Here is a 14,288-nt window from a genome sequence, read left to right as displayed (position 1 = left end):
ATAATTTTAAAATTTTAAATTCAATCCAACATTCCATATTTTCATCTGTGGATATGTCCACCCTCTGCCATCCCCATTTTCTGGGTCATATCCTTTAATTTTTGTCCAGGTGTAGATGTTATTTCCGTTTACATAGATTCTAGCACCCTGAATAAATTTGGATTGAAATGAATCTACAGGAATGTTATAAGCCAATTCCATATTTTTAAGCCGAACATAAGAAGCGTCTTTTAACCAAAATGAAGAAGCTGCCTGATTACTATTTGCATCTATTAATACCCGGGGTTCGCTAGCGTCCCTATTGGTGGGAGTCCAGCGATCCAAATTATGTCTAAATGCAGGACTGGTGCCAAGGAAGAAAGGCCAGTAGGCTTCAGCCGAATAATATTGATTGACGTTCGTAGCACCCTGAAAAAGGTACGAGAGTTGAAAATTTTTATAGCTAAAACTTCCATTTAATCCAAATATTATTTCGGGAGTATTGGAAGTTCCAATATAAGTTCTATCCAAATCATCTATTACCCCATCATTATTCAAATCGGCATACTGTATATCTCCCGGAGCAATATTCCCTACCTGTTCTGCAGCATTGTCAATTTCTTCCTGAGTTTGAAAAAGGCCTAAGGCTATATAACCATACTGCCCGTATAGGGGTCGACCTGTTTGTCTTATTCTAGGATTCGAGGTTTCAGGCTCATCGATAAAAACAATTTTATTTCTGGCGTAAGTCAAATTAGCGCTTACTGAATAATTGAAATCATCTCCAATGTAGTTTTGATGGCCTATTACAGCCTCAAAACCTTTATTATCTATACGGGACAGGTTTTCTACGGGAAGACCAATACCTAAAAGACTTGGAACTGTTAAATTTCTCCTTCCAAGGATATCCGTTCGTTTATCATAAAAATAATCAAATGTTAATGACAATTTTTTATCCCAGAAATTTGCATCCAAACCTATATTGAGTTTTTTCACTGTCTCCCAGGTTACATTGGGATTAGCTAAATTACCCTCTACAATTGCCGGCTGCACATTTCCATCCCCAAACACGGCATTCCCAGACTGATAGAATGACTGAAGGTAAAGGAATCTTGCCCCACCAATACGGTCATTACCCAGAACTCCATAAGATCCTCTAAGTTTTAGAAAATCTATTACTTCTGAGTCTTTAAGAAATGATTCTTTGGAAATTACATATCCCAAGGATCCAGAAGGGAAAAATCCCCATCGTTTTCCAGGCGCAAATTGTTCAGAAGCATCTGCACGAAAACTTCCCTCAATAATATATTTATCATCAAAGGTATAATTTAATCTTCCCACAACTCCTCGTCTGGCACTTCTACCAGAGTAACCGCTATTAGTCCGGTTAGCAGCTCCTCCAAAATCAAGTTCGTCTATAGCCAAAGTAAATTGGTCTCTGTAAGCCGACATGAATTTCCATTTTTCTTCAGTTTGAGTATATAATAGTAGAGCTGACACATTAGATTTACCGAATTCATGATCATAATTTAAATGGGCCTCTAAAGTAATAGACTGGTAATCGTTATGATCCTGATATAACTCGGTTTTTCCTTTTGGATCCTCCGTAAAAGTTCCATCACTATTCCTTGAGTAACTAGGAATTTGGGGAAATAGGAAGTTTTTATGATCGGTAAACGTTTTGTCATATGAAGCTATACCCTTTAGTGTAAGGCCATTAATCGGTAATTCCTGCAGTATTTGAACGCGACTTTTAAATGCCATTATAGCCCTATTTCTATAACCATTTTCAGGCAGGGCTAGGTATGCTGCTCCACCAGAATACGTTCCGTTTGACCATTTAATAGGCACTTCATTTGGTCTTTTACTTGATAACCATCTAAAAAGCTCTTGTGCTGCCACATTATTGGTTCGATCGTCACGACCTGAGAGATCAAAAGACAATCTGGTTGTCTCTGTAACATCTGCATCAATATTTGAACGAAAGTTATATCTTTTAAAATTATTAGAGGGAACAATCCCATTCTGATCTAAAAAGCTTAAAGAAGTAGCGTATTGAACCTTTTCAGAACCTCCACTAGCCGAGAGACTATACTCTCTTAAAAGAGCAGTGTTTTTCAGCACATCAAACCAGTTTACATCTGGATGTGTATCAGGATTAGTATGATTCAAATATTTATTTAAATCTTGCTCTGTATAAATAGGGTCTTTCCCTTCATTAATTAAAGCCTCATTATATAACTGGGCATATTCATAAGAATTTAGGTAATCAGGTTCGTTAGTTCTTTGTTGAACACCTAAATTTGAGGTGAAATTAATTTGCATTACACCCTCTTTTCCCCTCTTAGTAGTCACCAGTATAACCCCGTTACCCCCTCTTACTCCAAATACAGCTGCACTCGCTGCATCTTTAAGTACAGATAAAGATTCTATTTCATTAGCATTGAGCTGTTCGAAATCCCGATAACCCCGAACTATCCCATCGATCACGAAAATTGGGGAAGCGTCTCCAGTAGTTCCAATTCCACGAATATAAATATTTGAATAGTCATTTCCAGGGGAACCTGAACGTTGCGTAGCTATAATCCCGGCAGTTTGACCCACCAAAGAACTTGTAAGGTTTGGCGCCGGATTTTGCTCCAATTCCTCAGCAGGAATTTCCGAAACTGCACCAGGAATATTACTTCGTTTTTGCTCACCGTACCCAATCACTACAACTTCATCCAACTGCCCTAAATCTTCAACTAAATCTACATTAATAACATTTTGCCCGTTTACAGGTATTTCTTTTGTTTTAAAACCCACAAAAGAAAACATCAGAACGGCATCTGGATCACTAACAGAAATAGAATAATTTCCATCAAAATCTGTTACCGTACCATTTTGCGTACCCTTAACTATCACGGTTACTCCACCCAAAGGCATATTATCTGAAGCAGAAGTTACTGTACCTGTTATCTCCCGCTGAAAAATTATTGAAGGAGAATTACTATTATCGGCTAAAATACTTTGCCACAGAAGTGGAAAAAGCATAATGAAAAGCCACTTCGAGCGGTTTCGAAATTCACAGAGTAAAAAATTTCTCATAAAAATTGGATTTATAGTTAGTTAAAAATTCCTGAAATATGGTAGCCTTCTTAATTTTTTTTAAAGAGGTATATTCAACGATTTACCCATTTATCCTTAATTTCCTAAATACAATTATAAGTGTATTTTTGACAATTAAAAAAAATAAAATAAAAAATTTATTAATATTTAATATTTACTTTAAGAAAAAGGTAGTTTAATCGCGGAAAATGAAGGAAGTTTATGAATAAAAGAGAACGATATCCAAAACTTTGATTTCTCAAACGCCTATTTAACTGAGATTTGAAAAAATAACAAACTCAAAATCTTGTTAAAATTTCTTAGCTCGTCAAGCTTATAAATATAGATTTGTAGATCCTGAAGGCTTTAAGTCCACAAATTTTGCTATTAATTTTCCTGTTTTAATTCTGAAGGATTCTTGCCATATTTACCTTTGAATATTTTTCTGAAATATTTTACATCGCCAAAACCAACTTCGAAAGATGCTTGTGAAACAGAGTAATTTTCAAATTGGATTAGGTGAGCAGCTCTCTCTATTTTAAAATTTCGAATATATTCATTGATATTTAAACCCGTTATTGCCTTTAGTTTACGGTATAACGACGTTCTGCTCATTCCTGCTCCCTGTGCTATATTTTCAACACTATCATTATTATCATTCATATGTGCCAAAATAATTACATTAAGGTCCTTCAGGAAAAGTTTTTCTTTTCTCAAAACCAAGGGAGAATTTTCTTCATTCGGATTAGGTTCTAATTTATTTGTAAAATACTGCTTCAGCTTTTCTCTCCCTGCCAATAAATTTTTTACTCGAGTTTTAAGAAGACCGGGGTTAAATGGTTTGGTGATATAATCATCTGCTCCTTCCTGATATCCATGGCTTATATTATCGACCGCAGTTTTAGCTGTTAACAAAATAATGGGAATATGACTAGTCGCCATCTCATTTTTTAATTCTGAACATAAATAAAGTCCGCTTTTCTCCGGCATCATGACATCTGATATAATAATATCTGGAATATACCGTTTTGCTTTTTCTATACCTTCTCTACCGTTTACAGCAAAAACTAAATCGTAATCTGGTTGAAAAATCCTCTTTAAAAACTGAAGAATCTCTTCATTATCATCAATAATTAAAATCAGGCTCCGTTCTATTTCAGGTTTTATACTTATTTTTTGATTTGCAAGCTTTTCTATAGGATAATTTTCAATTTTTAATTCTTCTATACTAACTCCTTCCATATAAAGATTAGTCATTTTCACGGGGATACTAACTGTAAATATTGTACCTCTGCACTCCTCGCTTGACACCTCTATTGAACCGCCGTGAAGCTGAGCAAATCTTTTTGACAAAGCAAGACCGATACCAGTACCAGACTTTTTGGTTATACTTTCAGATCTATAATACCATTCGAAGATATGAGATATGTCTTTTGCATTAATGCCTGGTCCCGAATCCTGAACCTGAATTTGAAAACCTGTTTCGTCATCACTAAAACTGATTTTAACTCTACCCCCTTTATCGCTATATTTAATGGCATTTGAAAGAAGATTATTTAAAATCACCTCCATCTTTTCAATATCTATAATGAAAATTTTTGGTTCAATTGGTCCAGAAAATTCAATTTGAATTTCTTTTTCTTTTGCCAGGGGAACGTAATTTTTTACCAACTTTCTCATTTTTGCCGGTAAATCAACAGGTTCATTTTTTAATTGACTAAGACCCTCCTCAGCTTTTCTAAATTCTAGAAGTTTATTAATAGATCTATATAAATTCTGTGCATTACGATAAATGAATATCAAATCTTTTCGATTTTCATTAGGTAGTTTTTTTGACAGAAGATTTTCAACAGGTGCCAGGATGAGGGTCAAAGGTGTCTTCAACTCATGAGAAAAAGCGGTAAAAAATCGAAAACGCTCTTCATTAATGTCATGCTCTAGTATTCTTTGCTTTTTTTCAAAAAGAAGTGAATTTTTTAATTTTAACCTTTCAGAATAATACCGGGAACTAATCCATATAAGAAAAATAGCTATCAAGGTATAAAGCACGAAGGCGGGGAGAGTTTTCCAAAAAGGCGGTATAATAACTATCTTTAATCTTTTGGAAAGCTGATTTTCCAAACCGGAATTTGTTTTTACTATAAAATAATATTCCCCGGGAGGAACGCTTGTAAAATTAGCCGTTCCTGAAGTTCTATTATCTATCCAGAAATCATTATAATTTTCAAGCTTATAAGAATAATTGATATTTTTTGCCTCCGGATATTTTAAAGCAGCAAAATCTATTGAAAAACTATTCTGGTTCGATGCCAGTTTTATTTCATCCTGAAAGAATATAGTTTCTTCAAGAATGGATTTTTCTCCATTTTCTGCTACCTTTACCTCTTCATTCAGTACTTTTATACCCTCGAATACCACCGGGAAATCATTCTTATCGGCTTTAAAATCCTTGGGATTAAATATATTTAGACCGTTATTACCTCCAATATATATTACGCCATCCCGGTTAATTTCAGCAGCTCCAATATTAAATTCCCCTTCCTGAATATTATCTAAAGCACTAATATTCAATATCTCGTTCGTTCTTATATTATACCTATTAAGACCATTATAACTACCCATCCAAACAAATTTGTCATCTTCAATAACAAGGCTATTTACGGTATTATTACTTAATCCATCTGTTTCTGTAAAATGGTCTATTCTGTTAGTTTCAGGATCTAGTCTTATTAAACCTGCATACCTGGTGCCTGCCAGAATATCGCCATCTGGTAAAACAATAATTGAGAAAATTACATTACTATTAAGCTTAGGCAGATTAGATTGCAAATAAGTATTATAAACCCTGGTCTCAGGTTCAAATTTTATTATTCCTGACCCGTAGGTGGCAAGCCAGAGTATACCATTTTTATCTTCGGCAATATCTCGCACATCAATTTTACCAAGATTATCAATATATTGAAATTGATCCTTCCCTCTTATATATTTATAAAGACCTCCTCGATTTGTCCCAACCCACAGTTTACCGTTTGAAGCACGATAAATAACACGAACATCGCTTCCTTCTTCTGTAGATCCTTGCAAATAATGCCTACAATCGCCGGTTTTAGGATTTAAAAGATTAAGACCTCCCTGATACGTGCCAACCCAAACCGAATCGGGTGATTGCTGATATATGGAAAGAAGATAATTGTTACTTAAACTGTTCTCGCCGCTATGCTCAAAATGCTTTACTTTTCCCTTTTGAGGATCCAATAGATCCAAGCCGGCACCATCTGTTCCGATCCACACCTTATTTTTATCGGCCTTAGCAATAGAGCCAATGCGATCATGACTTAAAGAATGCCCTTTCAAATTTTGATGAGTAAGCAACTGAATTTTTTCTCCTTTCGGGTTAACGAAATTTATTCCTGTGGGAGTACCCAGCCACATATTACCCTGCTTATCCCGGAATATTACAGAAACTGTTCTATTAAAAACACTTTTCCCGCTATTATCCGGCAGGTACCATCGGTTAAGCAGCTTTTTACTATTTAAAGATTTTATATCCAAGATATTCAGACCACCATTCCGTGTACCTATCCACATTTGTCCATTCCGATCTTCCTGTAAACTCAATATCTCATCATCACTTAAACCAAAGGAAGGAGCTTTTGATTTGGAAAGTGATAAAACTTTACCATCATTTTTTAAGATCTTTAGTCCCCTTCGGGTACCGATCCATAAATTATTCTTGGAATCTACATAGAGAATATTTATAACTGCTGAGGTTAGGTCAAGTCCTTTAATTTTAGAAGAATGAGTAATTTCTCCAGTTCTGAGTGAGATTCTATCCAGCCCATTATTAAAGGACCCCACCCAGATTAGCGAATCGTTTTGAATCACAATAGATGATATCTCATTAAAAGAAAGCTCATTATTTATTCCAAAAAAATCTGGAAGACTAATCACTTCTTTTTTCTGATTTACTATTTGCAGACCTCCTCTATATGTTCCAACCAATAAATTATTATCGCAAAACTTCTTTATGCTGCTAACACTATTATTATATAAACCATTCTCACTATTTAAAATATCAAATTTACCGCTTCGTAGATTATAGGTATTTAAACCCGCATCAGTTGCAATTAAAATTCCCTGAGGAAGCACTTCTAACGCCTGAACATAATTATTGGACAGCCCCATCAATGGTTTTTTCAATTCTTTTTTAAACTGGAGAAAACTTGAACCGTCATATCTATTCAATCCGTCATAAGTTCCTACCCAAATAAAACCGAGAGAATCCTGGGTGATATCATTTACAAAATTGTGAGATAATCCAGATGAGACATCTAAAAGATGAAAGTTAAGATTGTAATTGGATACGTTCTGTCCGGATGATTTTTGCGCAAAAACAACCAAACAGAACTGAAAAATATAAATAAAAGAGAGATTGCGAATTTCCATTCTCTGGGTAAAATTTTTAATAAAGTCATTTTTTAAGTTGTCCAAATTAAGCATTATTTAAGAGTTGAACGATTAACCCCCCGAAATTTGACAATTTACCCCGGGGTATCTTTTTGATTAATCATGAAAATTGTAGATCGATATTTGTGAAAGTAATTTTACGAAATCGATTTCTTAAATCATATTAAAAAATAACTGGATCAATCACTTCTACATTAAAACTAAAACGTATGTTGAAAAGATTAATTATTTCGAAAAGTCTCAGGTCCTATACCTCGATTCTTTTCTTCCTATTTTCATCGTTGATTTTTGCACAGGAGCAAGAAATCACTGGAAATGTTAAAGATGAAACTGGACTGCCTCTTCCTGGCGCGACAATTGTTGTTAAGGGTACGTCAAATGGTACCACTACCAATATGGACGGAAATTTTTCACTTAGAGTAGAAAACCCGATGGATAAAACTCTGGTAGTCTCCTTCATAAGTTATGCCACCCAGGAAATACCAATTGGGAATAAAACAAATTTTAACATAACAATGGAACCAGACCAACAATCATTGAACGAAGTGGTGGTGGTAGGTTATGGCGGTAAAAAAAGAGCAACACTTACAGGTTCCATTTCTGAAGTTGAAGGGGAATCTCTGGCGGAGAGTCCTCAACCAAACCTTTCAAGTTCGTTTGCCGGCCGGATGTCAGGTGTAATTACAACAAACAGGGCAGGTGAACCAGGATATGATGATTCGTCTATTTTGGTCAGGGGACTATCAACTTTAGGGAATAATGATGTGCTTGTTGTTGTTGATGGAGTGCCGGGTCAGGTAGGTGGTCTTTCAAGATTATCACCTGAAGATATCGAAAGTGTAACGGTACTTAAAGATGCTTCAGCCGCTATCTATGGCAGCCGTGCTGCCAATGGTGTAATTCTTATTACTACTAAAAAAGGAAAAAACAATTCGAAACCAGAGATTTCTTATAAATTTGATATAGGTTTATCTTCTCCTACTCGCTTGCCTGAAATGGCTAATGCTGCAACGTACGCACAAATAAGAAATGAAATAGCGTATTATAATAATCCCGATGGAGGTCTAAATCAAATTTATGATGACAATGAAATTGAACTATTTCGAAATGGATCTGACCCCTTAAATTATCCCAATACTGATTGGGCCGAAATAACTCTAAAAAATGTAGCGGTTCAAACACAGCATCATCTTGATGTTCGAGGAGGTGGAGAAAACAATAATTATTTCTTTTCTCTGGGAAAAACTTCACAGGAAGGTTTATATAAGAATGGCGCAACCCAATACGATCAGTATAATGTTCGATCTAATATTAACGTAGATATTACAGATCGTCTTAATGTTGGTCTATTATTATCAGGCCGAAAAGAAGACCGTCAATTTCCAACAGAAGGTGCTGGATATATCTTTAGATCTATATATAGAGCATATCCTACAATACCTGCATTTTACCCTAATGGCTATCCCTCTACCGGAATAGAAAATGCCAATCCAGCCGTTCTTGCTACCGCAATGGGAGGTATTAATGATAATCCCAGATATGTTTTTAACGGTATCTTAAATGCTAAATACGAATTACCGTTTCTTGAAGGGCTCTCTCTGGATGGATTCTATTCGGTAGACGAGCTTTCAAATCGGGTAAGAAATTTCAGAACTCCATACACTCTTTATAATTACAATCGTGCTAATGATGTTTACGAGCAAATTGTTGTTGGCGGTGGTCCTAACCAATTAGGGTCGTTGAATGAAGAGCAATTTAACGAATCTCAAACGGTTGCTAACATCAAGTTAAACTACAAAAACGAGTTTCACGGCCATCATATTGATGCTTTTATAGGGTACGAACAAAGTGAAACTTATTCACATACATTGGGAGCTAATAGAATAAATTTCCCTACAACCGCAACACCTGAACTTTCACAGGGGGGACCCGCCGCTACCGATAGGAACAATTACGGATATAGCTACAATTTTACTCGTCAGAGTATTATAAGCCGTATAGCCTATGATTATCAGGAGAAGTATCTCGCTGAGTTCCAGATGAGGGCAGATGGTTCTTCTAATTTTCCTGAAGGAAAAAGATTTGGCTATTTTCCTTCAATTTCAGCTGGGTATAGAATTACTGAAGAAGAATGGTTTAACACTGATTTCTTCGATGATCTAAAATTCCGTGCATCCTATGGCCAATTGGGAAATGATAATGTTGGACAATTCCAGTATTACGACAATTACGTTTTTAATAATGGTTACGTTATCGGAAACGAAGTTGTTACGGGTATAGATTTGACGAAACTTGCAAATCCTAATATAACATGGGAAGTTGCTAAGAAGACAGATATTGCTGTTAATGCCAAATGGCTCAAACATTTTAATACTGAAGTGGTTTACTATTATGAAAACAGAAGTAATATTTTATGGCCACGAAATGCATCGATTCCTCAGGTGACGGGGATCGTCAATCCATACGGCTCGGGAGCCCTTGTACCTGATGAAAATATTGGTGAAGTAAAAAGTCATGGTATAGAAACAAGCATAGGTTATCAAAGAAATGCCGAAGGGGATTTCGACTTTAACATTACAGGTAACTTTACTTATGCCAGAAATGAAATTGAATTTATAGACGAAGCCTCTGGAATTCCAGAATATCAGAAACAGACAGGCGGTCCAATGAACACCTATCTGTTATATCATGCAATTGGGATTTTCCAAAATCAGGAAGAAATCGAGAGCAGGCCTTCCGTACCCGGAGCCAAACCAGGTGATTTGATCTATGAAGACATGAACGATGACGGCGAAATCACTGCCGATGACATGTATAGAACGAAATATGGCAATATTCCGAGAATAACATTTGGCTTGACTTTTGACGCCACTTATAAAAATTTCGATTTTTCAGCAGTAATTTCGGGACAGGGACAGGTAAGACAATATGTGCTACCAGAATCCGGAACAATTGGTAATTTTTATAGTAGCTGGGCCAACAATCGATGGAGTCCGAATAATCCAGACGGGACTTATCCCCGGGTAAGTGAAAGATCTTCATCTGCTGTGAGTGGTGGACTTTACAGAAATGACTTTTGGTTAGACAATAATGCTTTTGGACGGCTAAAAAGCGTCCAGTTAGGTTATACTTTTTCTGAAGACTGGACAGATAAAATAGGATTATCACGTGTTAGACTTTACACCAGTGCTTTTAACCTTCTTACACTTACTAGTGTAGAAGATTATGACCCTGAAGGATATAGCGAAAGTGGACAATTTTATCCACAACAACGAATTATCAATTTCGGATTAAACGTTCAATTTTAAAAACATACTATGAAAAATATATTTAACACTAAACTGATTTATGCAGTTATATTTGGTAGTATCTTTCTAACAAGTTGCCAGAAAGACTACCTGGAGATTACACCTACCGACAGGGTATCAGATGCCGCAATTCTCTCAGATTCTACTTTGTTTGAAGCTTTTGTTGTAAATAGATATTTAGGTGTTAGGCTCACAAATAAAGAAGGAGATGGAAGTGCACCAGGATTTGGTCGAGGTTTTGAATACGCAATGTGGAGCTCACTTACAGATGAGTCTATCTACAATAATGATGACAACACATGGCTTATTCAGCGGGGCCAGCTTTCACCAGAAAATCTTGGTATTGCTGGTACTTTTTGGGGACGAAGCTATAGAAGCATTAGAGAGGTTAACTATGCTCTCGCACATATTGATGAGCTTAACATGAGTGAATCTCATAAGAATAAATTAAAGGCGGAATTACATTTTATTCGTGCATATCGCTATCATGATCTTATAAGAAATTATGGACGTGTCGTACTGGTGGGTGACAAGGTCTCAGAATTAGGTGATGATTTTTCAGATCCTTCACTGTTTGAAAGAAGCTCAATTCAAGATGGGATTGATTATACTATCAATGAATTGAATTTAGCCATTGAAGGTTTGCCTCTTCAAAATAATTCTGACTGGGAGGAAGGACGAGCTACTAAAGGCGCTGCAATGGCATTGAAATCAAGATTATTACTCTATGCTGCAAGTCCTTTATATACTGGTGGGTCTTCTGATTCTCAAAAATGGGCCGAAGCAGCGCAGGCTGCGAAAGCTGTAATGGACCTAGGCGTATATAATTTATATCCCGATTATCAGGAATTATTTTTAACACCTGGCTCAAACAGCGAGATTATTTTCGCCAGATATTACAATCTTAATCAGCTCCACACTCACCTTGAAATAGCAAATGGTCCCAATGGATATGGGGGATGGGGTGGTAACGTGCCGCTTCAAAATCTGGTAGATGATTATGAAATGGCCGATGGTACAGAATTTAACTGGAGTGATCCGGAAGAAGCTTCAAATCCTTATGAGAACCGGGATCCGAGGTTTTATGAAACCATTCTATATAACGGTGCCGAATACAGAGGAAGACCAGTTGAAACATTTGTACCTGGTGGATTGGATAGTCCTGATGGTCCTTCTAATTGGAACACCAGTAAAAGCGGTTATTATTTGAGGAAATTCATCGATAAAGACCTTCCTATTATCAATCCATGGGGAGCTGCAGGTATCCAGAACTGGATCTATTTGAGGTATGGAGAAATATTATTGAATTACGCTGAAGCGCAAAATGAAGCGAGTGGCCCTGATGACTCTGTATACGAGGCAATGAATGCTATTCGGGATAGAGCTGGAATGCCAGATTTACCGGAAGGTCTTTCTCAATCTGAAATGAGGGAACGAATTAGACATGAACGAAGAATCGAACTGGCGTTCGAAGAACATCGATTCTATGATGTGAGACGATGGATGATAGCAGATGAAACTGCAAATAAGCCAGCAAAAGGAATAAAAATCACAAAAAGCGAAAGTGGTGATTTATCCTATGAAGTTATTACGGCACTAGAGGGACGTTCTTTTGATCCTAAGCATTATTGGCTGCCGATTCCCCGGGATGAAATTCTCGCTTCAGACAACCAACTTGAACAGAACCCTGGTTACAATTAAAATTTAGTTAATAGAGTTAATAGTTAGTTTGAATAGTGCATTTATTGCTATACCCGACAATGGTTGGGTATAGCATATAAATGATTTACCCTTAAAATATTTTGTCTTTCTTTAAAAAAGAATTTTACCCAATACAACAAACCTTTACACTCACAGATGATAAAGATAAAAGCATTGCAGCCATTTAAATTATGTATTATTATTTTATTAGGGTGTTTTAGTGCTGCCTCTTGCCAATCTAATGATGAAAGCAACATAGAAGTTCCTTTTGATAATGCCTCAGGTGAAAAAATAATAAATTTAAAAATTCAGGAAAATAATATTTTTCAAACCATTGAAAATTTTGGGGCTAGTGATGCTTGGTCTGCCCAGTTTGTTGGAAAATGGCCTGAAGAGAAAAAAAATATTATCGCCGATCTTCTCTTCAGTAAAGAAATTGATCAAGAGGGCAACCCTATAGGAATTGGTTTATCGTTATGGCGTTTTAATTTAGGGGCAGGAAGCGCGTCTCAAGGAGCTGCGAGTGGCATATCAGATCCTTGGCGAAGAGGTGAATCTTTTATTGTTCCTGAAACTGGAAAATATGATTGGGATAAAATGCAGGGACAGGTGTGGTTTGCCAATGCCGCTAAATCAAGAGGTGTAGAGAAACTTTTGCTTTTTACAAACAGTCCACCAGTAACGATTACGAGAAATGGCAAAGCTTTTACAAGTGATTCAAATCAATCTAATTTGTCTCCCGAACATTATGATGAATTTGCTGACTATCTCGCCGATGTAGTGGAAGGTTTATCTAAAAAAGGCCTGCATGTCGATTACATAAGTCCTGTTAACGAACCACAATGGGACTGGACAGGCGGGCAGGAAGGAACGCCGTTTTGGAACAATGAAATTACCAGAATTGTTAAAGCCCTGAATTCAGAATTGATAAATAGAAATCTCACCCCCAAAATTGATATCTCAGAAGCAGGTCAGATCAATTACTTGTTTGAACAAGGCAATAAACCTGGAAGGTCAGAACAGATTATGGATTTTTTTGAACCTTCTTCTGAAAATTATGTCGGCAACCTCGAAAAAATTGGACATAGCATTTCCGGGCACAGTTATTTTACCACTTCCCCCTATCCTTCAATGATTTCTGTTAGAAAAATGCTAAAATCGGAAATGGAAAGTGTACCAGATTTAAATTACTGGATGTCGGAATATTGTATTTTAGGCGACAATAATGGCGAAATTCAAGGAAATGGTCGTGATTTGGGAATTAATCCGGCACTTTATCTCGCCAGAGTAATTCACACAGACCTTACTGTTGCCGAAGCTTCGGCATGGCATTGGTGGACGGCTATCTCTGCCTATGATTATAAAGATGGACTTGTTTATGTTGACAAAAACATCGAGAACGGAAATTATTACGATAGTAAAATGCTCTGGGCTCTGGGTAATTTTAGTCGCTTTATTAGACCTGGTTCCCAAAGAATTCAAATTTCATCTCCAGATTCTTCAAATAAAGACTTTTTGTTCTCTGCTTATAAAAATCCGGAGACCGGCGAAAAGATTATAGTAATAGTGAATTCAAAATTTGATGAGATTCCTGTTAAACTGCAGGATACTTCAGCCTCTTCGTTAGAAGCTTATGTAACCTCTTCAAGTAAGGATCTTGAAAAGACTGACCTGAATTCTCAAGATATAATCAATATCCCTTCTCGTTCCATCGTAACCTTACTACTAAAATAGACCTTTCCGAAA

At 36.4% G+C, this 14,288-nt stretch carries 5 protein-coding genes; 3 read left to right on the top strand and 2 right to left on the bottom strand.

The features are described 5' to 3' along the window. Nucleotides 1–6 precede the first annotated feature (6 nt). Both C7S20_RS10145 and C7S20_RS10140 read right to left on the bottom strand, forming a co-directional pair. Nucleotides 7–3,066: a SusC/RagA family TonB-linked outer membrane protein gene (locus tag C7S20_RS10145; protein ID WP_107012373.1), complete on the bottom strand. Its 3,060-nt coding sequence runs from the start codon at nucleotides 3,064–3,066 to the stop codon at nucleotides 7–9. A gap of 387 nt (nucleotides 3,067–3,453) precedes the next feature. Next, nucleotides 3,454–7,512: a hybrid sensor histidine kinase/response regulator transcription factor gene (locus C7S20_RS10140; protein ID WP_159039915.1), complete on the bottom strand. Its 4,059-nt coding sequence runs from the start codon at nucleotides 7,510–7,512 to the stop codon at nucleotides 3,454–3,456. 230 nt (nucleotides 7,513–7,742) lie between these two features. On the opposite strand from C7S20_RS10140, the gene C7S20_RS10135 reads away from it, so the two are divergent. The 3 genes from C7S20_RS10135 (at nucleotide 7,743) to C7S20_RS10125 (ending at nucleotide 14,276) form a co-directional block, all read left to right on the top strand. Next, nucleotides 7,743–10,841 carry a SusC/RagA family TonB-linked outer membrane protein gene (locus tag C7S20_RS10135; RefSeq protein ID WP_107012371.1) on the top strand — a complete coding sequence of 1,033 codons (3,099 nt, stop codon included), beginning with the start codon at nucleotides 7,743–7,745 and terminating at the stop codon, nucleotides 10,839–10,841. A 9-nt stretch (nucleotides 10,842–10,850) separates the two neighbouring features. Further along, nucleotides 10,851–12,542 (top strand): RagB/SusD family nutrient uptake outer membrane protein, encoded by a 1,692-nt coding sequence (locus C7S20_RS10130; protein WP_107012370.1) that lies wholly within the window; start codon nucleotides 10,851–10,853, stop codon nucleotides 12,540–12,542. Nucleotides 12,543–12,698: 156 nt separating this feature from the next. Then, the gene (locus C7S20_RS10125) at nucleotides 12,699–14,276 is read left to right on the top strand and encodes a glycoside hydrolase family 30 protein (protein WP_107012369.1); all 1,578 of its coding nucleotides are present in this window, start codon (nucleotides 12,699–12,701) and stop codon (nucleotides 14,274–14,276) included. Nucleotides 14,277–14,288 lie beyond the last annotated feature (12 nt).

Origin of the sequence: Christiangramia fulva (assembly GCF_003024155.1) — a bacterium.
GTDB lineage: Bacteria > Bacteroidota > Bacteroidia > Flavobacteriales > Flavobacteriaceae > Christiangramia > Christiangramia fulva.
This window is presented reverse-complemented; position numbering and strand designations above follow the sequence as displayed.